The organism is Devosia salina, from assembly GCF_019504385.1.
Lineage (GTDB): Bacteria > Pseudomonadota > Alphaproteobacteria > Rhizobiales > Devosiaceae > Devosia > Devosia salina.
Window position 1 is genome coordinate 3,774,636 of the sequence record NZ_CP080590.1, and the last position, 23,231, is coordinate 3,797,866.

At 61.8% G+C, this 23,231-nt stretch carries 21 protein-coding genes; 1 reads left to right on the forward strand and 20 read right to left on the reverse strand.

Going from position 1 to position 23,231, the window contains the following annotated elements:
• Nucleotides 1-19 precede the first annotated feature (19 nt).
• The 18 genes from K1X15_RS18510 to K1X15_RS18595 all read right to left on the reverse strand — a co-directional run bounded on the left by K1X15_RS18510 (nt 20) and on the right by K1X15_RS18595 (nt 20,610).
• The gene (locus K1X15_RS18510; protein ID WP_220305043.1) at nt 20-238 is read right to left on the reverse strand and encodes a hypothetical protein; all 219 of its coding nucleotides are present in this window, start codon (nt 236-238) and stop codon (nt 20-22) included.
• Nucleotides 239-883 carry an AAA family ATPase gene (locus tag K1X15_RS18515; protein ID WP_220305044.1) on the reverse strand — a complete coding sequence of 215 codons (645 nt, stop codon included), beginning with the start codon at nt 881-883 and terminating at the stop codon, nt 239-241.
• Nucleotides 884-982: 99 nt separating this feature from the next.
• On the reverse strand, nt 983-1,288 hold the full coding sequence (locus K1X15_RS18520) for a DUF6634 family protein (RefSeq protein ID WP_220305045.1): 306 nt from the start codon (nt 1,286-1,288) through the stop codon (nt 983-985).
• A complete protein-coding gene (locus K1X15_RS18525; RefSeq protein WP_220305046.1) occupies nt 1,285-1,890 on the reverse strand; it encodes a hypothetical protein in 606 nt (201 codons plus the stop codon). Before K1X15_RS18525 ends, K1X15_RS18520 begins: the two co-directional genes overlap by 4 nt.
• Nucleotides 1,874-2,137, reverse strand: a complete 264-nt coding sequence (locus tag K1X15_RS18530; RefSeq protein WP_220305047.1) for a hypothetical protein — start codon at nt 2,135-2,137, stop codon at nt 1,874-1,876. The genes K1X15_RS18525 and K1X15_RS18530 overlap by 17 nt, the downstream gene beginning before the upstream one ends.
• Complete coding sequence (locus K1X15_RS18535) at nt 2,137-4,107, reverse strand: AAA family ATPase (protein ID WP_220305048.1); 1,971 nt, start codon at nt 4,105-4,107, stop codon at nt 2,137-2,139. Before K1X15_RS18535 ends, K1X15_RS18530 begins: the two co-directional genes overlap by 1 nt.
• A gap of 82 nt (nt 4,108-4,189) precedes the next feature.
• Nucleotides 4,190-5,407, reverse strand: coding sequence for a GIY-YIG nuclease family protein (locus K1X15_RS18540; RefSeq protein WP_220305049.1), 1,218 nt, complete (start codon nt 5,405-5,407; stop codon nt 4,190-4,192).
• A gap of 389 nt (nt 5,408-5,796) precedes the next feature.
• Nucleotides 5,797-7,569, reverse strand: a complete 1,773-nt coding sequence (locus K1X15_RS18545; RefSeq protein ID WP_220305050.1) for an AIPR family protein — start codon at nt 7,567-7,569, stop codon at nt 5,797-5,799.
• Complete coding sequence (locus tag K1X15_RS18550; protein ID WP_220305051.1) at nt 7,566-8,576, reverse strand: PD-(D/E)XK motif protein; 1,011 nt, start codon at nt 8,574-8,576, stop codon at nt 7,566-7,568. The genes K1X15_RS18545 and K1X15_RS18550 overlap by 4 nt, the downstream gene beginning before the upstream one ends.
• On the reverse strand, nt 8,560-11,403 hold the full coding sequence (locus K1X15_RS18555) for a Z1 domain-containing protein (protein WP_220305052.1): 2,844 nt from the start codon (nt 11,401-11,403) through the stop codon (nt 8,560-8,562). Before K1X15_RS18555 ends, K1X15_RS18550 begins: the two co-directional genes overlap by 17 nt.
• Nucleotides 11,404-12,903: an ATP-binding protein gene (locus K1X15_RS18560; protein ID WP_240549562.1), complete on the reverse strand. Its 1,500-nt coding sequence runs from the start codon at nt 12,901-12,903 to the stop codon at nt 11,404-11,406.
• Nucleotides 12,893-15,031, reverse strand: coding sequence for a sigma-70 family RNA polymerase sigma factor (locus K1X15_RS18565; protein WP_220305053.1), 2,139 nt, complete (start codon nt 15,029-15,031; stop codon nt 12,893-12,895). The genes K1X15_RS18560 and K1X15_RS18565 overlap by 11 nt, the downstream gene beginning before the upstream one ends.
• A gap of 121 nt (nt 15,032-15,152) precedes the next feature.
• Nucleotides 15,153-15,569, reverse strand: coding sequence for a very short patch repair endonuclease (locus K1X15_RS18570; protein ID WP_240549778.1), 417 nt, complete (start codon nt 15,567-15,569; stop codon nt 15,153-15,155).
• Nucleotide 15,570: 1 nt separating this feature from the next.
• Complete coding sequence (locus K1X15_RS18575) at nt 15,571-17,235, reverse strand: DNA cytosine methyltransferase (RefSeq protein WP_220305055.1); 1,665 nt, start codon at nt 17,233-17,235, stop codon at nt 15,571-15,573.
• Between the two features lie 285 nt (nt 17,236-17,520).
• Entirely contained in the window at nt 17,521-18,981 is a 1,461-nt protein-coding gene (locus tag K1X15_RS18580; protein ID WP_220305056.1) for a site-specific integrase, read from the reverse strand.
• A gap of 703 nt (nt 18,982-19,684) precedes the next feature.
• Nucleotides 19,685-20,020, reverse strand: a complete 336-nt coding sequence (locus K1X15_RS18585; RefSeq protein ID WP_220305057.1) for a YnfA family protein — start codon at nt 20,018-20,020, stop codon at nt 19,685-19,687.
• 15 nt (nt 20,021-20,035) lie between these two features.
• On the reverse strand, nt 20,036-20,236 hold the full coding sequence (locus K1X15_RS18590; protein ID WP_157955925.1) for a hypothetical protein: 201 nt from the start codon (nt 20,234-20,236) through the stop codon (nt 20,036-20,038).
• Nucleotides 20,233-20,610 carry a hypothetical protein gene (locus K1X15_RS18595; RefSeq protein WP_157955924.1) on the reverse strand — a complete coding sequence of 126 codons (378 nt, stop codon included), beginning with the start codon at nt 20,608-20,610 and terminating at the stop codon, nt 20,233-20,235. Before K1X15_RS18595 ends, K1X15_RS18590 begins: the two co-directional genes overlap by 4 nt.
• An 80-nt stretch (nt 20,611-20,690) precedes the next feature.
• Between K1X15_RS18595 and K1X15_RS18600 the strand changes: the two genes are divergently transcribed.
• A complete protein-coding gene (locus K1X15_RS18600) occupies nt 20,691-21,098 on the forward strand; it encodes a MerR family transcriptional regulator (protein ID WP_104895009.1) in 408 nt (135 codons plus the stop codon).
• A gap of 198 nt (nt 21,099-21,296) precedes the next feature.
• Here the strand turns inward: K1X15_RS18600 and K1X15_RS18605 are convergent, their stop codons facing one another.
• The gene (locus tag K1X15_RS18605) at nt 21,297-21,590 is read right to left on the reverse strand and encodes a heavy-metal-associated domain-containing protein (protein WP_104894119.1); all 294 of its coding nucleotides are present in this window, start codon (nt 21,588-21,590) and stop codon (nt 21,297-21,299) included.
• Nucleotides 21,587-22,837 carry a L,D-transpeptidase family protein gene (locus tag K1X15_RS18610; protein ID WP_158672419.1) on the reverse strand — a complete coding sequence of 417 codons (1,251 nt, stop codon included), beginning with the start codon at nt 22,835-22,837 and terminating at the stop codon, nt 21,587-21,589. The genes K1X15_RS18605 and K1X15_RS18610 overlap by 4 nt, the downstream gene beginning before the upstream one ends.
• Nucleotides 22,838-23,231 lie beyond the last annotated feature (394 nt).

The window sequence follows — 23,231 nt, forward strand, 5'->3', positions numbered from 1 at the left end:
AGACAGCACGGGTTGACGCTCACATGTCCGCCTGCAACTTGGCGAGGAGGTCGCCAACGGCCTCATCGAGAAGACCCTGCAGGTTCGTGCGACGGTCGAGCGCGAGGCGGTGCAGCATGTCGCGCCTTTCGCGGGACAGCCGGTAGCAGATCTGGGCACGTGCCTGGGTTTCTTCCGCTAGGTCAGGCGCGATCGCGGTTACGCGGAGGGGCGATTGCGGCGACGTGTTCATCGGCATTTACGTGTTCCACTTGCAAATGGCCGACCACAGGCGTTCGTAGTCGGCGCGGGCCGGGGCATCGGCGGACAGGTCGGCAATGGTCATGCCGCGATGGATCAACTCCGGATAGGCGAGACGGTGGGTGATCTGGTGGCGCCAAAGCGTGGCGCCTGCAGATTTGAGGCGCTCGCGTGCGATGCGGACAGCCGGGGATTCCATATCAAGGCGCAGAGGTGGCGCGGCGTTGAGCGCGACCAGCGGCGTTGTATGAGCGTTCTTCAGGACGTGCACCCATTCCAGAGCCAAAGTGACATCAAAGAGAAACGGACGTGCGCAGATCAGCGACATGCCGGCTTTCTCGACAATGGCGGTGGAGCCGCTGTAGCGGGCCGGTGGATTATCGATGATCACCAAGTCGTAGCGCGATTTGGCCCGCTCCAGCAGAGCCGCAACCGCCCCAACTTCGGTGCTATGCACGGCGAAGGCGGGGTTCGTGCTCACCGCGTGCCATTCGCTGGCCGAACGCTGCGGGTCTGCATCGAGGACTATGGCGCGGCGGCCCTCGGCGGCCGCCAGGCTCGCCAGGGCAAGTGCGGTCGATGTCTTGCCCGAGCCGCCCTTACCCCAGAGCGCGAGGACAATGGAGTTGATGTTTTTGGTCATGGTCATCCTTTCCCCGGCAATGTCGGAGGAAGCCTGGCAAGGAACAAATGCTCGGCCTACTGGCATGCGGGCTTGCTATCAACCGAGCATGCTCGCTTGCTAGCTTTCGGGCGCGTATCCCCCGAGCCGGGGACCAAGGCGATAGTACCTGCTGACGGTTCGCGCCCACCCGGCCTGTTCATCGGCGGCAAGGACCACCGAGGTGGTGATCCAACCGTCCTGCAGCAAGGGATGGCCACTGACGAAGCCGACGAAACGCACCAGCCCTGCAGGCAGCGGCTGAATAGCCCAGTCGGTTAGGAGCGGTGCATCGGCCAGATCATCCTCTCCGGGGACGAACCCGGCCTTGATGCGCTCCGCTTCGCGCAATCCAGCGGTGATGACTTCCATGGACAGGATACTCATGACGACCTCCGGCGCTTGTGATCGGGGCAGTGGGTGTTCCACCAGCCATTCCAGCTCTGCTGCGATCCTGGCGCTCCACAGACTTCGCAAACATGCCCGGAAAGATGCTCGGCGGCCGAGATGATGGCATCTCCCAGTTCGGGCAGATCGCCGTGCCAATAGAAGCGCAACGTGCCGTATTTTTCCTTGATCTGGTCCAGTGCCCAGTTTCGGTCTGAGGCGATTTCGTCGAGCCAGGTAAAGACGGCATCGAGCAGATCGGTCCAACCCGGCAGACACTCGAACCCGACCGTGGCTCGCTTGTGCTTCTGGTGAAGGGCCAAAAGATCCGCCTCAACTGGCGGCAAGGCCAGAGGCGTCAGAGGTGCGGACCGTTGCCAGCGCAAGCGCTGCACGCGCACGACTAGTTCGACGAGGGTTTCGCGGCCGAATGGCGGCTGGAGATAGTAGGCCGAACCCCCGATGGTGCTGGCCGGGATTCCAGGGGCAATACGCCCTACCAGGGTTGCCGGCGAGGCGCCGACAACTGCCAGCGTCGCCAGCGCCGGATCACCATCGAGCGCGGCTTCGATCAGGCTCCGGGTTTCAGCTGCGATCGTCACGGTCGGCCTCGTAGAGAACATCTTCAATGGCGGCGAGAGCGATCTCGATCAGTGCGGCTTCGATCAACGCCAGCCAGGGGCGACCCCGGCCAATGGCCAAGGCTGCGCGGACATTGGCGGTGGTCGGGCGCTGGTCACAGGCAATGAGCGCTTCGCACTCGGGACCAGGCGGCAGGCTGCGGATGCACAGATTGATCGCATAGTCCCACGCATGGGCGGCGATACGGATCTGATCGGTGTTTTGCATCAGATCCTCCCTGTCACGGGAGCGTGGTACTCGATGGCGCCGCCAGCATCACCGGCCATGCCCGGCATTTCGACCTTGGAACCGGCCTCGAGGATAGCGGCCAGCCTGTCGCCGGTGATGACGCGCTCGACCAGCAGGACCTCGACCAGGCGGAAGATTTCGTTCCGACGCTGGCTGACGATCTTGACGGCCCGATCGTGGAGACGATCGAGCTCGATCGCAATGGCCGCCCACAAAGAGGACCCGTTGTTCCAGTGGCGTGGGTCGACGTTCTGACCCGTCGTCAGGGTGCCAAAAAGGCCGAGATCAAGCATGGCACTGCGCAGCGCCATGTTAGCGATCTCGAGGTCGGACTCCGCCCCGCTATTGGCGCCACTGCCCAGCACGGTGTCGGCTGCCCTTCCGGCCAACACCATCGTCACCAGATTCTCGACATCGCTCCGCTTGAGAAGCCCGTCCTTGAGCTTGGGCTTGACCCACCCGCCCATCGCACCGACGGCGACGATGGACACCTCTGCAATGGGCAGGTTCAGTGCATGCGCCACCACCGCATGGCCGGCTTCATGAATGGCAATGCCCCGGTCGGTCTCCGGTGAGCGGCCATCTGGTGGCGCAACAAGAGCTATGAGGTCAGTCAGGGCGAGCGGCCGCTCTTCGGCTTTGGCTCTGGCAGTGGCAGACCGGCACCAGCTCTCGATCTGCGCCGGCGTCGCTTCCACGGCCAGCCGGGCCAGTGCCGCGATGCCACTGGCATCAATTCTGTCGCCGATATAGGCCGCGAACATGCGGCGACGCTCATTGACGTCCGGGAGCAGGACGGACACCTTGTACTCCAACCGACCGGGGCGAATGAGCGCCCTGTCCAGTCGGCCAAAATGGTTGGTGGCGCCGATCAGCATGACCGGCTTGCCGGACTTGCGCAGCCGGTCGATCTCGGTCAGCAGGAAGGTAACCACCGGCGACCACCAGGACGTGTCGTCTGTGTCCATGGTTGCTCGATCGGGGATGGCGTCGATCTCGTCGAGCAGCCCAACCACCGGCTCCTGCGACAGGGCGATGTCGTCGAAGAACTTGCGGGCCGCGCGGATGACGTCACCCAGATGCCCGCCGGAAGCGGCAAACCAGCTCCCCGCCGATGTCGATGCGAAGCGCCACCCTGCCGAACGGGCCAGCGCGGCGGCAATAGTCGTTTTGCCGGTGCCGGGCGGACCTTCCAGGCAGGCAAAGCGCAGGGCGGACGCATCGACCTTCCCTTCGGTCGCATGGTGCATGAGCGCCAGCGTCTCGAAAGCCCAATCCGAGACCAACTCGGTCAATGCCAGGCGTTCGAGAGGCACAGTCGTATTGGCTTCGTCAGGCTTCTGGCTGGCGTTTGCCATGTGGCGCAGATTGAGGACGCAGTCCCGCGAGGAGAGGCCCGGCCGGATGGCGACGGTCAGGTGTTGGATCGACAGCCTCTCGACATCGGCCGGCAGCAGGCCGCGGACAGTGCGGCCGGTCACCATGCGGATGGTCTTGCGGATCACAGCCAGATCGGGATGCGGCACCGTGACGATGGCATCGGCGCCCGCCAGAGCCTCGGAAACAAGCAAATGCTCCGGATCCTGCGAGATCAGGATGACGCTGCGGCCCCTTTCGAGCAGGTCCAGTTCGGTACGCCCCTGCGGTTCGTAGCGACCGCCGGTCTTTTGCTGTTCCGTATAGGCCGCGACCATCGTCATCCGGTCCTGACCGGACAGATAGCGCTCAAGCATGGCGGCGGAAGCCTCATCGGCGGTCTTGATCACGATGAGGCGGGGCCGGGTCTTGAACAGGCGCCTCAACGAAGGCGTCCGGGCGGCCTCGAACATGCACTGGGCCAGGGCGGCGCTCGTCCGCTCCACCAGAGGAGGAGGAGTATTGTCCTCGCGATGGGGATCGTCGTCGGCTTCGGTATCAGGTGATGGGATGCGCAGGGAAGAAAAGGACATGTAACTTCTCCAGGCGGCGGCCAGGGGCCGCGCCACGAGTGAGATGAATGAAAGACGGAGGACGCGCGAGAAAGAGACCGCGCTAAAGCGCCGGTGCGGGAAGGCCGGTATCGATCGGCTGCCAACCGCCGCGGCCCTTGCTCTTACCGCCGACCACGAAATGGGCGGCGGCCGAGGCCGAGGCAAAAGCCATATCGCAGGTCAGCACATAGCTGCCACCATCATGGGCCAGTTCCAGAATACCGGCATTGTGCCAGGCGGCGCGCAAAAAGCTCACAGAGGCATTGGCGCTGGCCACGCAATCGAGGCGAATATCGGAACCGCGCAACAGCAGCCAGTCGTCATCGGCACGGCGGCAGGCGAGGGCCATGTGACCTTTGCCGAAGGCCAGTTCCATCACCTCGCCGTTCGGCGTCTCGTCGAACGCCCGCAAAGGTGCCAGGCGACCCACTTCCGCGCGGGGACCCGCCAGCACCATGCGCGGGCTGAGATTGACGAAGAGGTGCCCCTCACGGGCAAGGGCATGACAGGCCATGGCCGCCAGAAGGTTGAGTTCTTCATAGCGGTTCGACGAAACCGGCGCACCGTCGGGCGTCCCATTGACAAGGGCGACCTCCCGCGCTGCGGACACGCGAGTGTGGATGATGCGTTCGAGCACCAAGGCGTCGGCCTCGCTCAATCCGTCATGGGCGTCAGTGATGGTGATGATGGCATCGACATCGGCAATCGGCTGGGAGCCATTGGCGACGCGGCGGCCGACGTCGGACCCCATGCCGACATAGACCTGCGCGCCGGAAAGCAGGATATAAACACCGGGACGGCGCAAAGCACCCGTGCGTCCCAATGCACGGCGGGCACTGCCCGGGCTGACCAGCACGCTCGGCTGCAGGCTGGTGACGGAAAGCGCCACGACGTCGTCTGGAAGGTCTCCAGAAATCGGCATGATGCCACCCGGCGCAGAAGGCGACGGGTCATCATCGGGATCGATCGGTGTCGCGCGGGTGAGCATGGTGTGCTGGTCCAGTAGGCCCGCGCGGAGATCGGCGGTGATCAGACCGGCCGCAATAAGCACCTGGATCGCGCCAGCTGGATCGGCGTGACCGTCCAGCCCGACCATGACGTCGCCGACGCTGGCCGAGCCGAAATCCTCGATTACGCCGAGGATCACCACCTGATCGGTCGGGCTGACCAGGTCGTGCTGCACCAGTCCCGACGCGATCGCGATCGGGCTGGTCACTGCCGGGGAAGAAAAAGGGGGCTTGTTCGACGCCGCAGCGCCGCTAGAAGAAGGATAGGTCATGTATGCCTCTGGTTGGACAGGGGTTATGTGGCTCAGGCTGACGGAGGGTTTGCAGACCCTTCGTCGGCCGCCTTGCAGGGCGGCCTGCCGGCCAATCAAGCCGGAATCGGCCTGACGCAACCAAGATGCGAGTTCACCCGCATCAAAGCAAGAACATGGCTATGACTGCTCGATCGCGTGGTTAACAGCGCGTGACGTCGCAGTGGGATCGCCGAAATCGTTCGTCCGCGCAATCGGCATCTCGGCTGATCTGGCAAAGAAGAGCGAAGCATCCGCCCAATCTGCTACTCGCTGTCCCGCAAAGCGCGATTTGTTGCACCACGTCACTGCCGCCGGGCATCTCGGTGCTGGCAAGGGGTAGCAGCACGACGCACCCAGCCAACATCGCACTACTGCATCTCCAGGAGGGGGAATGCAGGTTTGGAATACTCACGGGACCGCACGTACTCCCAGCACTCGTCCTTCTTCGCCCACTCAGAGACGATCCGCTGCCCTGCACTGGATCTGAGAGCGTCATTCACCTCCCGGGACCATTGATTGATCAGAGAAACGAAGGCGTCCGAGATAGCCTGCTGCTGCCAAATCTGCGAGAGGGCGATGCGGTCCCCGAGACGGTTTGCGATCACCCCGATTGTGTAGGCCGTGATGTTGGCCTGGAAGCCCTGAAAGGCCGGCCGGATCAACTTCTCGGCGCGACGGTAGAGCAAGGCCTGCGCCATCAAGTTCTTGAATTCAGCTAGGTCGGGAACGGCCCCCTCAGCGATGGCTTCATCGTTGAAGATCTGAAAGTTCTTCTGACTGCCCAGCGCTACCAGATGCGGTTTTTGCCGCCAGGCGTGGGCGTATTTTGCCAGATCGGTCTTGGTTACCTTTCGCGAGGTCGGCATTGCCAGCTTCAGGTCCCGCAGCCTTGCCGGCGTCTTGCCCTCACGAGCCAGCATGACGTTGTAACTGCCAGTGGCACGCTCGTAGAACCATCGACCGACACCATCAGGGCAGTACGTCGTAGAGGAGAGCCGCTCCATCTCGACGTGGAACGGCTTGTTTGCAGAGAGATCGGAAACACGGACCTGGTTCTGCGAGTTCGCGAACCGCGAAATGTCGGAGATCAGGGCTTCATCCGATGCCTCGTCGCTCGAACGCAGAACGATGATCTTTGCCGGTACCCGCACCTGGGACAGATCGACTTCCGGGAATTTTCGCTTCGTGAAATAGATCGAAGCGGTGGTCTGACCGCCGTTCACGATCTGCATGCCCTTGAGCCAGCTGATGCCCGTTCCGCCATCGGGAGACGTGCCAATACTCAGTTCGTCCGCCACCACGACGATGCCGTTGTTGTAGGCGAGGAACCTGTCCGGCGAGGTTCGCAGCGTATCGCGAATGCCCTTGTTGACCTTGCCCGTCTGGCTGAGGAAGGACCTGACATTGGCCTCCAGCAGGCGGGAGCCCCACTTCTCGTAGAGGGTCCTGAGCATCGCGCCCGGGAACGCGGCCAGTGCGTAATCGTACTCCCCCGATACGCCAGGGACGTAGACGCAGGGCACAGGGCTTCCGAAGGCTTCGACAAAGTCGACCACGAGCTCATCACGCGGCCTGCCTTCGGACACGTGACGGTAAAGCCTTTCGATGTCCATGACTTCGAGCAGGACCGATTTGCCACCGATGTCGCGAGGTTTGTAGCTCTTGGACTTCGCCACACCATCCGTCAGCACGAAGACGCGGACTTGGTCGAGGTTATCGTAGCAGTCTCTGACCGTAAGGATGAGATCGTATGCCTCATCGGAAGGATCTATCTTCGACGCAAGCTTGCCGGATACGGTGTTTTCAAGGAAGCGCATGCATTGCTGCGCGGCACCCGTGATGTCGGACTCCGGCACCGAAGTCGGCTCCTGCGCGGCCAGGTAAAGGCTGACGAAAAGGTCGAGCTGATCGAGGTCCTCGGAAATGGCGTAACCGCTGAGTCGCAGTATGGCGTTGCCGAGCCGTCGCTCGATATGGAGTACCTGCGGCTCGTTCGTCATGCCGAAATCGGACATATGCTGCATGACGATCTCGGAAAAGAGCGATACCGGATGCGGGAACGGGCCGGGCTGCCCGGTTCTCTCGTTCGCTTCCCGTTGAACGTCGCTCTGCGTCTGGACCAGGAATTCCTCAAGTGTCATAGCGGCAGTGGCCCCCCAAGAGCCAGATAGATTTCGTCGAGTTCGGCCGTTGGATCGCCGACCAGATCGAGGTCCAGGTCGTACTTCGCCGATTTGATGGCCAGCGGAACCGCGCTCCGCGCCAGACGCGGAAAGTGCTCGTCCATTCTGTAGGCACGAACATCGGCATCGATGAAGCGTCGAACGTATTCATCCGCGAACGCGCCCTCGTACCCGACCATGAGCAGACTACGGCCAAAAGACAGTTCGTCGCCTTCGCCAAGGTCTTGCCGGACCTCCTCTATGAGTTCAGGCAAGCTCTGGCCGGAAGCATCGAGGGCGAAGCGCTGCGCGAGCAGGTAGATGGTCCGATCGTCGGCGTCATCGAGCTGCTCGAGCGATGCGATCCGAGCTGGAAAGCCGTTCGGTGAAATCGTCGATTTGACCTCGAGAGCGACCGTCCCCAGGGAGAAGTCTCTCAATCCGTTCGCCGGTCCCTTCCACATCCTGAGCACCTCGGAGGCCGGTCTGCCGGACCGGATCAGTCGCTGCACGACCTTCAACTCGCCAAAGAGCCCGATCTCCTCGGATTCGGAAAGCTTCCGGTCCCTTGGTCGCTCCATGAACTGCTGCCAGCTGCGGATGCGAGAAACAAAAGAGTGGTAGGCGCGCAGTTCGCTGACATCGCCAATGGATGCGTCGGATTCCAGCAGATCGGCCGCCATGATCGTAAACATCTCCATGCTCGCAGCAGGGGTTCTGGCGATGCCTATCCAGACCAAAGCGTCTCCAGCGGCATCATCGCCGACGCGAGACACTGAAAAGCCCCGAGCCTGCGGCAGATCCGATTGACCGGGTGGCCGGATAGAGAATCCCGCCAGCAGCACCTCTTCGTTCTCCGGGTACCGGATGCCCGCGCGGAATCTGCCCTTGCCGATGGCAATCGTCCGCCATCCCTCGCTGGTGTCATTCGACCTCAGCGAGCGCCATGCGGACTCAAGCTGCTGATGCTCACTCAGCGGAGCCATACTGCTGCTCCCATGCCACGTTGTTTACGGAATAGGGCACCCTCGTACCCAGCTCGCTCGTAGGAAAGCTCACGCCGATTCCGATCACCGGCACGTCGGTCTGCTGAAGTTTGGCATGCTGTGATCCTGCGGGGTCGAGCGGGTAGATCAGCAGAAGGCCGCGTGGACCATCCCCACCCAAGGTCGTACCACGCACATAGCGAACGGCGGGACCGTTCGGCTCCTCGGGTTCGCTGGTGCGTCGCCCCGGGTCCTTCTGCCAGGCAGATCGCGTTACGGTCAGTGCACGCGACCATTGCTCCTCGTCGAGATCGAGCGACTCGTCTCGCGGGGAAAGCAGTCTGCCAATGCGATAGTCCGTTGCGTCCGCAGCAGCTGGGTCCTTGACGCGCGTCACGAGAGCGACGCCCGGCAGGAACTCGAGCGTCTTGTCGCTGGCGCCACCAATCACGGCGACCGTCCATTTTCGCAGCTCACCTTCGCGGGCAAGGGAGTCGACATAGTCGGCTATGAGATTGCTGCGAGCCTTCAGTGCGCTGTCGCTCGTCGTGTAGGACCTGAGGAATTCGAGGACCCGACCGTGATCCACGTCCTCCCATATGCGACCTTTCCAGGTTTGGTCCCGTCCAGCCCTGTTTCGGGTGATGCCGGCTGCCCTGGCGTCCGACCCCAGCCCAGCGACAAGATGCCTGGCCGCTTCGTAGTTCCTCTCGATCCGGGACGGATCCGTGCTGAACGACACTGTCTCCAGCAACTGCCCGCTGAATGAGAGCATCAGCGTCTTTGCCGCGCGCATCTTCATGCGCGAGGTGACCATGAGAACGGGATGCGACTGGACTTTGAGACCGAAGTCCCGCGGCGTGCCGCCGCTCGCCGCCATCAGTTCGAATTCCTCGCGCAGCTCTTCCGAGGCGTCGGCAATATGACCAAACCACTCCGACAGCTCCTTCGTGCAGTACAGCCGACAAAGATCGATGTAGCCCGGGCGATAGCCGAACCACCGGCCCATCTGCATTAGCGTGTCGTACATCTTCGAGGACCGCAGGAAATAGCTGACGCACAAACCTTCGAGCGTTAGTCCGCGCGACAGCTTGTCGCCGCCGACCGCGATCACCTTGAGCCCGGGTCCTTTGGTGTCCGCATAGTCCAGCACGTCCTTGGCGGTCCCGTTGATCTTCCGGACCTCGATGTCGGCGACGGCATCGGGCAGGACGGCGTGGAGCTCCCCCCATTCAGGCAGAGACGCGACCTCCAGATCGGGCTGGCCACGCCGGATTCCCTCCGTCGTCGGTCGGAAGTCTCGCTCGTAGATCGATTTCAGAGCGTCAAGAACGGAGGAGTCATCTATTCCGCGAACGATGCGCTGTCGCTGCGCCTTCAGGTACGTTTCCACCTGATCGAAGACGTGACCCTGCACGGCCGTGAAGCGCGTGACATGGACGAGCATGGAGCTGTGCTCGCTGCCCTGGCCCCTCTTGTGACGTATCGCGCAGACGAGCACGAACGAGAGGATCGCCTCTTTCAGGCTCTCGGGTAGTTCAGGTCTTCCGTCGATCGTCGGGACGTGGCCGCTCTTGTGCTTCGATGGCATCCAGCCATCCGTGTCGTCGTTCGTCGACCAGTCCGAAATGTGTCGGACCACCGGCATGGCCCCGGTTCTGCCGTTCTCGCCGGGACGCCCGAAGAGACGGGCAGGGCCCACGTAGTTGCTGGGGGCGCCCAGGTTGATGATGAAAGATGCCGGGAACAGGTCAGGCCCTTCCTCTTTCGTCTCGCCTCGCTCGTGAATGAAGATGTTTGCGAACGGCGTCGCCGTATAGCCGACGTATGCCGACTTCGAGAAGCTGACGAGCAGTCGTCTGATCAGTCTGTTGATCGCCTTTGGCTCGTGGTCCTCATTGGCGCGGCCGTCCTCGTCGACGATGTCGGCCCCGGTGTCCACCGAGGCGTGATCGGCCTCGTCGTCGATCAGCAGGAGGGGCAGATTTGTCACGACCTTGCGGCCCGTGGCAGGGTCTTCATAATCCGCTACGTGGTTCCTGACCCACTTGTTCAGCTTCTCGAGAACGCTCTTGTTCTTCTTGACCACGAAGAGCCACGGCCGCTTCTCAGGGCTGATGCCCAGCTTGTTCGCCACAGCCGCATTGAAGTCGCCGCCGTTGGAGCGATTGGTTACATAGTTGGGCCGGATCGCAGGATCCGAGTCCAGTTCTCCCACACCAATGATGCGGATGGCTTCCGGGTCAGGATGGGTCTCGTAGCCCAGGAACCCCTCATCGAGACGCATCTGCGTCTGCGACCGCAGGTTGTTGTGGATGCCCGCCAGGACGATGATGATCTTGTAACCAGCATCCGCCGCCTTGCAGATTAGACCAGTGTAGTTGCTGGTCTTGCCGGACTGGACGTGGCCCACGACCATGCCTCTGCGGTCCCAGCTTCCCTCGCGCAGCGGATCCTCCAAAAGCGACAGGATCTGGTCGGTGACTTCGTCAAGTCCATCGACGACCGCGGTCGCCATCTTGCGCTCCTGGTATTCCCGGTAGCGCTGCCAGTACCGCCACTGCGACTTGCGCTGCGAGTTGAGCCAGCTCTCATGCCCAGTGTCGTTCTTCAGCGTGGTGTTCTCGCCCATCCACATGCTGAAGCGCCTTATCAGTTCGGCCTGAACCACCTCCTTGTCGATGAGCTGGCTCCAGCTGCGGTTCAGCATCAGGACCCGATCGACGATCTCATTGATCACGGCCGGCGTGACGCTCGACTTCTCCTCGTCGGCGATCAGCTCCTGAGCAAACTTGATGACCTTCTGCTCCGTGGCGGTGTCGCCCATCTAGTTGTCCTCCGTCAGAGCTGCGATGAGCTCGGGATACTGGTCGAACGGTTCGGTCCGCAGCAGGCTTGCCCGCGCGAGCTCGGGTGCCATGCCTTTGCGCCTCACCATCGAAATGAAGAGCGTTCGCGCCACCGTCATGACTTCCTTCGGCGGCTCACCACCGAAGCCCGTTCGGGGCGTCTCCTTGTCCTCGGCAGTGTCCAGCCAGATGCGCTGAACCGGAACGGTTTCCTCTATCACCCGCAGCATGGCGAGGACGTCGGCCCGCATGCCGTTGCCGGCCTTGTCGGCAGCTTCGAGGACGGCCGCCACGGCAGGGTGGTTCGGGGAGATGCGGTAGCGGGTGCCGGATCTGGACTTGCTGGTTTCCCACGCCTGACTCACCGGTTCGCGCGCTCCGTGCCCGGCGGGCGTGCCGCGATAGGCGAAAACGCTTCTTGCCCTGTCCCGGGCATCGCGGGCGATATGGGTCAGTTCCTCGCGAACCGAGGGTGGCGGCCGGGCCGTCGACTTGCGGATGTCGATCTTCCAGTCGGCATCGGCGGAGTTCGGGATGTCGAGGCGAATGCGGGCGAGCCGATACGGCTCCTCGCGGTTCCAGCCCCTCCCTTTCCCCAGGCCGAGCCACCCGCCGGAAAGGAGCAATCTATCGTTGCGGTATACGAAGAAGCCCTGATGCGCGTTCCAGCCGTCGGGCCCGCCAGCAATCTTGTACTCTTTGTCTTTCAGATGATCCTTGTGCGGCAGAACGAATGCCTGGACCCTTGCGCCCCTGCCGGCTTTCTGGAGGGGAGTCTCGGGAGAGGACCATGTCGCGGTATGATTTGCTAGAAAGGGATCCCACGGCTTCACCGGCCGTTTGTTGAGAACAAGCTGTAGTCGTCCGTCCTCCAGCAGACGATGAAAGACCATCTCAAGATGCCATTGGATACCGTCAGACAGATCCAAGAGGTCCTGCTTGGTGCCGCCCTTCGGCAGCATGCGGTCCAGCACCTCCCAGATCACCAACGTTCCGGTCTCGAAGCCTTCGAGCCTGCCGAGAACATCCTCCGAGGATGGATCGGCGCCTTCCAGCAGATGCCAGCCGCCGTCCTCTGAGTTGAGAAGATAGTCGAGGTCCCAGCGCAGCACGCTGCGGATACCGCTCTTCTTCGAGGCAACCGTAAGCCGCCGCCCCTGGGAAAACGATGCTGTCTTGAGTCCGAGACCGAAGCGCCCGAGGTCAGTTGGGTCGCGATCATCCAGCGGGCTTCGGTCACCCAACCGCATCGCACTTTCAAGAGTTGCGTCGTCCATGCCCCGGCCATCGTCGAGGATGGTGACACGGCCATTGCCGTCGTTCCATTCGATGTCTACCCGGACCGTGCTGGCGCCGGCGGCGATACTGTTGTCGATCACGTCGGCCAGAGCACTGCCGGCGGTGTAGCCGAGACCGCGGAGCGATTCTACCAGCGCTGTTGCCCGCGGGGGCGCGGATCTGGTCCGTTCACTGGACATCAAGTGCCCCCTTCAGCCTCTTGGTCCTGCTGGGGTGCGACAACCGCCGCAACGCTTTGGCCTCGATCTGACGGATGCGCTCACGGGTGACTTCGAATGTCTCGCCGACCTGCTCGAGGGTCAGCTCGTCGGCCATGCCAATGCCAAATCTCAGCCGAACGACCCTTTCCTCACGCGGTGTCAGTTCCAGCAACTGATCCGCGATCTCCTGGCGCGTCCTCCCGTCCCACATCGCATCCTCCGGGTTGGCTTGAGGATCCACGAGGCCCGTGGTCATTTCCCTCGTCAACCGCTCGACGTTGTTGCCCCGCGTCACGAGAGTGCCTGTCAGCCTTTGGAGCCTGACAAGCGCATCGAGCGAGATTTCCATCTCCTCCGCCAGTTCGGTAGCGGTGGCCGGACGCCCAAGTTCGCTATGAAGCTCCTGCCGAACTCTCTCCAGCTTGCGTGCGCGCTCCTGAAGATGAACGGGGACCCTGATCGTGCGGCAAAGGTCGGCCATCGCCCGAGTGATGGACTGTCGTATCCACCAGGTCGCATAGGTGCCAAGGGTGGCGCCTCGATCCGGATCGTACTTCTCCACCGCCTTCATCAGACCGATGCTTCCCTCCTGAATGAGGTCGAGCGGCTCCATGCCCTTGTTCCGGTATCGTTTGGCCACCCAGGCGACGAGGCCAAGGTTTGTCTCGACGATCCTGTTCAGCCGGCCTCGCAGCTCGGCGGCAAATGCAATGGCATCCTCGAACCCCTCCGCCCGCAGCTCGCGCGCCCTGCGGGCTGCGTCCTCGAACACCGTGGGTCTCAGACGCATTCCGGCCAGTTCCAGCGCCAGTTCGTTGGGTGTCAGGTCCGCATACCTTGTTGCGAGATGACTCTCCTCGTTCGGATGCTGGTCCTCCACAGGAGCTTCGTTCCGCGCAGCCTCTTCGTCCTCATCCTCGCCCGGTCCCTCTTCTGAGTCCTCCTCCTCCGAAGTATCTTCATCCTGATCTGCCGCGAAGAGCGCACCCGCTCCCTCCAGCAGTTCCAGACCACCCGGCATTCGGGCAAAGACATGAGCGAGACGTCTTCGCAGCTCCTCGGCGCGCGCCCACAGAATGGGCTGAAGTCCAAGGGCATCCTCCCTAAGTGCCCGAATGGACTCGAGGTAAGCGGTTTCAGGGTCGTTGGTGAGCAGCGAACCAAGGAACTCCGCTGCGTCCTCGAGCGCACCAGGCTCGACTTCTTTGCTCTGCGCAGCAGGTGCCTCGGCGTCGAGGACCGCCCCCAATGTGGAGGTGTCCACGGTCACGCCGAGGTCGCTCAGCAGAATTCTGATTGGACGAGCGTACTCGCGACCATTCTTCGTTCGGCTGATTCCCTCGCGCAAACCGCTGGCGGCAATGCGGCCATCACGCAGCGCATCGAGGATCAGGTCGCGCAGCGGTCCCGGCAGCTGCGGCGATGCTGAGCCGAGCTCGACTGGAAGGGCTACGGCTACCTGCGACCAGTCACTGGCGTCTACCGCCGCGCTGGGTCGCGAGAACGTTTCATGCGCGACCTCTGCGGCCGCGATACGAGCGTCATCGGCCGGGCGGGACAGGAACTCCGGCTCTGCCTCCCAGCCGTCCGACGATTGAACGTCGTCTTCGTTTGCTGACGGCTCGGCTTCGTGCAGCCCGAGCCCCAAGGCCACAGCGTCGAGCAGCGTCCCTGCAGTCGTTCCGGGAGCCTCTGTCGGGTCTTCGACTGCTGGAGAGAGGACGGGGAGAGCGTCTGCCTGCTGGACCGGGTGGGAGTCCTTGGCGCCGGCAGATGTATCGGCAATGCCGGATTCCTGAATGGCCGCGGCCTGATCAGTCGACAGCTCTATTGGGGCCGCATCATCGATCGTCAGGTCGAAACCCCATTGCGTGGCGTAGTCGAGGACCGTTCGTCCCGTGCCATCCAACGCAGAAGTGTCCGCCCCATGATCGATGAGAATCTCGCAGATGTCCTGACGGCCGCGTGATGCAGCCAGCAGCAAAGCGGTCGCACCGGTGTTGTCGCGCGCATTCGGATCTGCACCCCGCTCAAGGTGCGATCGTACTGTCTCTGCTCTTCCAGACGCTATCGCCAGCCTGAACAGCGGCGACATCTCCGACGACATCACGCGTCTTCGACCGCCACACGGCGACCAATATGCATCCAGTACCCCCTCGATCCGCCGACGCGGACTACTTCCTTGTAGACAATTCCTTATCAGTCAGTGCTTTGCAATCCTCGGCATGTCAGCGTGTCTTCGATGAGCCAATCGCTTTCTGTATTCGATGAAGCGTTGCCTGCGGATCGGCACGAAGCTCGCATTCCCAGATGACGACGGGCGTCCAGCCGGCGACCTTAAGAGCCTGAATATTCTCCTGATCGCGCTCGACCGTTCGCTCGAACTTCGCTCGCCAGAAATCGACACTGGACGAGGGCATGGTCGAAAGGCGACACCCTTCATGCCGGTGCCAGTAGCAGCCATGCACGTATACTGCGACCTTCGCGCCCGGCAGCACGATGTCGGGGCGGCCGGGCAGGTCCTTGCGGTGCAGCCGGAATCTGTGCCCGGCGCGGTGCAGCAGCGATCTCAGCCTGAGTTCCGGGACAGTGTCCTTGCCCCGGATGCGCGACATGTTGAAGCTTCGCTGCGCTGGAGAATGCACATCAGCCAACGGCGACCTCCTTAACCGGCATACTCAAGGTGACACCGGCGCGGAAAATATCGGAGACCGATCGCGCCAGCTGGACCGCGAGCAAAGGCGGGACGGCATTGCCCACCTGGTGATACTGCTGGGTGCGGTTTCCGCAGAAGAAATAGTCGTCGGGAAAGGTCTGGAGCCGCGCCGCTTCGCGAACCGTCAGGCTCCTGTTCTGCGAGGGGTCCGGATGAATGAAGTAATGGCCGTCCTTTGCGATGTGAGAGGTAACGGTCGAGGACGGTTCGTCCCAGATCTGCACTTTGAACCGATCAAGGAAACCGGAGACATCAATCTCTCCTGCCTTGCCCACAGCAACGTTCCGGTGCTTGGGCAGCAATTCCTTCGGCCATTGATGCAGTCTAGGAGTGCGGCCGGTGACCTGAGCGCTGGCTGCTGCATAGAGGTATCTTGCCAGGTCGCTATCCATGTGGGTGCGACTCTCGTGCTGGATGATCCCTTTCAGCTCCGGACTGGAGAGCCATGCGTCAAGCACCGAATTCTTCCTGTTGGCGGGGATCCAGCTGACGAAGGGTCCGCCGCGATCAAGAGGCGTTTCCTGATCAGCCAGCGCAGTCTGCACCGCATTGCGGACCCCATCAGCGATTGGGGCTTCCAGCAGCGGCAGAGCCGCGCAGGCCCGTCTTGCGGACCATTCTACATCGCTGTCCTTGCCAGCCGAAAGACCGCTGCGAATAATTGGCATCTGCCCGATTGCATCACGAACGGTGCTCGACCTTGCCCGCTTCAAGGGGGCAGGGCTGCCTGAATGATCCTCACGGATGCCAACTACGATCACCCGGTGGCGACGTTGCGGAACCCCAAAATCCTCCGACTTCAAAAGGAAATCAGCATTGGACGGCTCGTTCTGCCAAAGGCCGGTCTCTTCCACAGAAAGAGCGTGCAGGCGATAGCGGGGGCTTCCCGGCCGAGCCAGCGATCTTAGCTGATCGAGGTCCTCGTCATCAGCCAGCGAAGCCCAGGGATCCTGCAGGTCCGATCGAATTCGATCGAACACCGGATGCATCGAGCCGTCAGCGCCGGGCAGCTTGGCAGAGAGTATTCCTCGGACGTTCTCCATGACGAAAGCAGTTGGCTGGTGAACGGCGATGATCCGCAGATACTCCCGATAGAGAACGTGCCTGACGTCCTTGTGAAAGGATTCCAGACGCTGTCTTCGGGTCTCCTCCGCTGCCTCGGCGTCACTCCGGCCCTCGAAGCCGATGCCCGTCATGCGGGCTCGTCCCATTAGGGAATAAGCTTGGCAGGGCGGGCCGCCGATGAGGAGCCATTCATCGGCGCCCTTCAGACGAAGCTCGATCCGGGTATGAAGCTCGTCATTCGACACCACTCCGAGCTCTGCCTGCCAGACATGGCGCTGCGCGGCCTTCCACTCGGGGAAGCCCTCCAGAATCGACACGCTCGCTTGGCCTTTGACGACCGCCCAGTACTCGGGAGGAAGCTCTCCAACGAACTGACGATAGAACGCGCGCAAGGTCAGCGTGCGAATCGCAGTCTCATCCTTCTCAATGCTGAGGACGCTGCGGAACTGTATTTCCTCATCGTTGAACCAATCCGCATAACGGCTAAAACCTTCGCTCAAGCCGCCAGGGCCAGCGAAGATATCGATCATAGGCACGGTCCTGCGTGCTTGGGACGCTGGGAATGTTTTTTCCATCATCGTCAAAATTCTCGAAAATGCCAAAGCACCGAAGGCGTATCTGTTCCCAAGTTTCTGTGACACCATCCAGTGTCATGTCCTCCGCCTCGCTGCAAGTTCACTAGGGTCTACAGATTAGATCGCAATCTGAGGCAATGACCGTCGGTTCAAAATACCGCTGCTAAGTTGTGTCTGCTTATCTTGGCCTCTATCTCGAAAAGCCGTCCGTCTGCTATCGCGACCTGTCAGGCGCTCAACTTACTTCTTAGGTCGACGCCGCCATGGCCTCGCCTTGGAAAACGCTTCGAAATCAATGGTGCCGAGCAGGCTCCAGTCGACATCCACCGGCGGCGCTGCTGCGGCGATGGCCTTCATCTGTTTGGGTGTCAGGCGACCATACCCATTGTGGACGTCGCTGATCTCGTGCCCAACCTGCTTCATGATCAGGCGCGTATCGACCTGGTTGTCACGATCACTGTCGATCTTGCCGTGTCGCAGGGCATGAAACACCCAGGAAAGGTCGGCAGACCCGGTGTAGTCCTTGATCAAGCGATTGATGCGCTTCTGGGCGGCATCGGCAGGATCCCTGCACGCCATCAGGGCCGGGAACAGCGGTCCGGGTTCGCCTCGGACCCACTCCACGAAACCGGCATCCACCATGACCTGCGGGACGATGATGATTTCCCGCGATGCGTCAGTCTTGAACGGCACCGGTTCCCAGCGCCCCTCCCGATAGTGGTGAGAGCGGATCAAGAATGCCCAAACCCCGTGCAACTGCACCAGGTCCTCGCGGCGCAGTGTCGCCAGTAGACCAATTCGGCGGCCGGTCAGATACCCCAGTGCTGGCAATAGGGCATCGCTCAGAATGCCGGTGGCGATACCAGCGCGCCAAACCGTCTCAAAACCTTTGCCATCCGGGGCGATACGAGCAACCGGCAAGGGCGCACGGTCCGGGATGTTCAGACGAGCCGACGCGACACGATTGCGAATGTCAGCGTCGTCGCAGCCGAGGGCAATGATCGCCTTGATATAGCTGACCCTGCCCTGGCGGATGGTGTTGGCCGCCAACCCGCGACCACCAACGGCCTTGTTGGCTTCAATGTACCGGGCGACGTCGCAATAGGAAAAGCCCTTTTGGCTTGAGGCTTCAGGCGGCAGCCATGAGATCTGGTCCACATAGCGCTGGAGGTCCTTTCGACGGTACTCGCCAACCCGGCGGTCCCCGCAAAGGGCTATGAACTCGTCGCGCACCTTCTCGTAATTTCCGACCAGTTCATGATCGGGCCCTTTGTTCTCTTTGATGTCCGCGATCCGGCCATTGGCGACCACACTGAAGAGCTCCCCCATCGCAGTCACCTGGCTGTCAGCGTCGACCCGCGATGCCAGCGACTGAATGCTCGAAAGCATCTGGGAAGTGTCGCCCAGCCCTTCGAGACTCGCGGCCCCGGCATACGCCTTGGCAATGGGCGGGCTCTTAAGAGCAGCCAGATACGGAATCTCGGGCCTGACTGCTGTGCTGGCGAACAATCCGCTGCCGGCGGACTGGTCGTACCCAATCTGGGCGAGGACCTCGAACGCGTGATCAACGACCGGCTGCGCCGGGGCGTCGTCACCGCATTCGGCCAGGGCATCGAGGCCCATAAAGACTGGGACCAACGAACGGATCATGCGTTCGCTAAGCTGGACCGCCTCCACTCCATCTCTCGATGCATCATCCATACTTCGTACCCTCGCAAAAGCGATTTGCGCAGCTCCGGCCATGAGCAGCGCGTGCTTTCTGGCCTGAATCGCGGACATGGCACCGATTGGAATACGGATTATTGAAAGAGTCGAATCTTTGCTCAGGTCTGCGGGAAGCCGGATCTGGAAGGTCCATGAGGAGCCCTTTCGGGCAAGGTAGTGGGCGCACATCAGGGCGTACTTTCAGGAGTACAACCGCGTGCCTCAGAAGCATGAAATCCAGTAATACCAAGGGCTTATATTTGTGGCGGAGAGAGAGGGATTCTCACCTGTTTTCCATACAAGCCATTGTCCCGCCTAGAAAAAAGGACAACCTGGACTCGTCGCTATGACGGCCAGCTGTGACAATAGCTGTTACTTTTCGGGGCTACAAGCGTGCTGCGAGCGCACAAGCTGGTGTGGCGAGCCGTAGTACTTTTTAGCGTGTAGCGTAATGGCTGAAATGGGGCCGTTTGCGGTCTGTCTGGTTGTGGTGACCGTGGTGCCACTTTCGGACACTCCTGCCAGAGAGACGCCGATCTAAAACGGTGCTCGAAATTTCTGGTTAGGCGTGGGTACCGCTTCTGCGTCCCGATCTCCAATACCTTTATCGAGCTTCTTTATCGGGGCACCCCGGTCGCGCGTCGCCGCCCCCCATTTCATCAGTCGCCACAATCAGAGTTCTCTTATCGTCGGAGCTGCCTCAACTCCGCGGCGCAAATAGGATGATCGCCGCAGCGACCAGCGCCAGTGCACCCCCGATCAGATCCCAACGATCCGGGGCATGACCCTCCGCCAGCAACAACCACAGCAGCGATGCCACGATGTATACTCCGCCGTAAGCCGCATAGGCCCGACCGGCATGCTCTGCCGGCGCCAGTGTCAACAACCATGCAAAGGCGATCAGGGCCGGGACGCCAGCAGCTAACCAGATCGACGACTGTCCCTGCCTAAGCCATGCCCAGAAGGCGAAGCAGCCCACTATCTCGGCCAGCGCGGCGGCGGCGTAGATCAATGCGGTGGTCGCGTAAATGGGCATGGCGGCTCCTCCGGTTCAGCTTCGTTGACGCCTAGCACGTCCGCGTAGCCAGGCCCACAGGCCTGCGGCACCAGCGAGCAGCACGGCGACAATGCCGACCGGTCCGGCCACGACGGCTACGCCACCGGCTGCAACGATCGGGACGGCGCAGCAGGCGGCGCAGGCAGCCGCAACGCCGGCGGTGGCGACAATGCCCTTCCTGGCGTTCGGGTTCATACCGCCACCTTTGCCAGCTCGGGTGCGAAATGGGCGAAGAATTCGTCGGCGGCCAGCGCAGCATTCTCAGGAGCTGTGATAATCAACTCGATCTGCTCCCCGGCACGGATGTCGAAATCCAGGAAGGCGCAGCAGTCCGACTCTTTCGCCACCAATGCCTCAACCTCGCCGAGCGCCTCGGCGGCATAGGTCAGGCGCAGAGCCAGGGGCTGACGATTGCTGGACAATAGGTGACGCGAGGCGAGGTCCCGAATGGACGCCGCCCTCTCCTTGAAGTCGTGGGCATCCAGGGTGCAGGCAATGGCCAGGGCAGCGTCGTTGCTCGCGGTTGCGCAGGATGAGCAGCATGCGTCCGTTGTGTTGACGGTGTTCATTGTCGATCTCCTTTCGATGAGATGGACAGCACCATATTCCTTCAAGTAACTTGAAGGGCAAGAGCAAAAGCGAGGATTGCATGCTGACGATCGGAAAGCTGGCGAAGGCAGCCGGCGTTACCACGCCAACGATCCGATACTATGAGGAGATCGGCCTGCTTCCTGCTGCCGATCGCAGAGAGAGCGGCCAGCGCGTCTACGGCGCCAATGACCTCGATCGCCTCATCTTCATCAGGCGGTGCCGCGACTTCGGCTTCGGCATAGAGCAAGTGCGCTTACTGGCCGGTCTATCGATCAGCGCCGACAAGGATTGTCGCGAGGTGGGGGATATCGCCAGAGTGCACCTTGGCGAGGTGCAGGCCAGGCTTGCTGAATTGAAGGCGTTGGAACACAGCCTGCAACGCTTCGTGGCCCAATGCGACAGCGTCTGCTGCGGCGGACCCGGGCGAGACTGTGTCGTCTTCAAGGACCTCGCAACCGCCGAGTGATCGACAAAACGCCACGGCGCCCGGCGCGCCAGCAGCCCATACCGTTCGTTGTCCTCCTCGCCCGTGAACGTCTCCACATTCGCCACCAGGCGGGCCGAGGCCGGCGGATCGGAATTCTCGATGACTATGACCCGAAGATCCCCGACCGAGCATGGCCGGTGCCCCGCAGTCGGGGAGCCGATTACGCCACCCAAGCTCTCAACGGCTGCTGCCTGCGGGTCGCCTCGAATTGACCTTGCATGGGCAGTCCGACCTTGGTGCAGCGTCATAACTCCCCTCCTCGTTGACGCCGTAGCCGAGCAAGCGAACCCGGCTGGCAATGGCCGCCAGGTCAAATCCCGGCCCGGGACGCACCGTCATGGTCCGCGAGGAGAGCGATACGCCCACGTATTCCACCCCAGCCATGGGCATCACTGCGTTCTCGATCGCCGCAACGCAGTCGACGCAGCCCATTCCAGTGATGGCGAAGGTGAGCTTCTCCGCCCGGGTCATGCCTCGAAGGTCACTTTGCCGGCCATGTCGAACTCATAGACATCGTCACGGAAGCTGACCACTCCATTGCGGTTCGCCCAGGCGGAAATATAGGTGGTGTGGATTTCGGGTGGATTGCTCACGTCCACGTCCTTGCGCTCTCCGGTCGTGAACACGGTTTGGATCTCCGTAGGGCCCCAGTCGCCGTTGTCGCGCAGTACCCAGGCGACAAAGTCCTGCACCTGGTCGACACGCACGCAGCCGGAGGAATAAAAGCGGGCGTTGTCACCGAACAGGCCTTTGGTCGGCGTGTCGTGGAGATAGACGGCGTGGGGGTTGTGGAAGTTGATCTTCACGTTGCCCATCGAGTTCAGCGGACCCGGATCCTGACGGAAGCTGTAATTCACCGCCTCCTCGGTCTGCCAATTGATCTGGCTGGGCTGCAGCTCGTTGCCACTGCCGTCGAAAATCCGAATCTTCTGCTCCGTCAGGTAATTCGGATTTTCGTTCATGTACTTGATCAGGTCGCGGCGGATGATGGAAACCGGCACGTTCCAGTACGGGTTGAAGTTGATCTGGTGGATGCGGCTCTTAAGGATGGGGGTCTGCCGGTCAATTCGACCGACGACCGCGGTATGCCGCCGCTGGACCATACCGCCTTCCACCACTTCAATGAATGCAGCAGGGATATTGACCACCACGTAACGGTCAGCGAGCTCGGACGCCATATTCTGTACACGCAGAAGGTTCAGCCGAAGCTGATGCAGGCGCGTTTCCGCCGGCACATTGAGGGCATACCAGGTTGCCTCGTCCACTTGCCCGCTGACTTGAAGACCATGGCGAGCCTGGAACCGACGCAAGGCGGCATCGGTCGGAGCATCCATCACGTCGTCCACTCGCTCGACCATGGCCATGTCGGCTGACGACAGAAGGCGTCGCTTGAGCTGGATCACACCATCTCGTGCTACGCCAATGGTGACGCCGTATGTCGCCTGCGGCACCTGCTCCCAGCCGCCGCTGGCCACGAAAGGTTCGTATTGGGCGATCGCCATCTGCAGGTTGTTGGCGGTGTCGTAGCTCAGAATCGGTTCGACAGTGTCGATAGCCTGAATGGCGGCGGCGCTGTTGGCCTCCTGCTCTGCATCGCTCAGCGAGCGGTTCCGGTTCATCATATCCCAGAGGGACTGCGCCTGTGCTGGCTGCATCGTCGGGAAGGTGGCGGCTGCGGCGCCCATGGGCAATAGCCGGAGGAAATCTCGTCTTTTCATCGTTCTCATCCTGATTGGCGTTCGTTTACCGACGCACCCCGGGGATACCGGCTTGGATCGGTCGAGTTGCGGTCGCGGGTCAGGTGAAACGTGGAGGACGGAAGTGCTTGGATCGTCGAAGGCTGACTGGCAGATCCTCGTCCGCTGCCGGTGCGAACATTGGGCCCCGGTTGGAATCATCAACAACCATCGCCACCGGCGCCACCATTCCGCATGCAACAATGCAACAGCCCCTGGCGTGAAGCGTATGCTGCAGTTCATGGTCCTCCGAGATGCCCTGTTGGATTTCTCCGAGGCCCGCAGCATCAGGATGATCGAGTGCCGTCGCCGGGTGCACCGACAGCACCATGGCCAAGATTCCGATCAGGACGGGAATGAGGCTGCGACGAAGTGT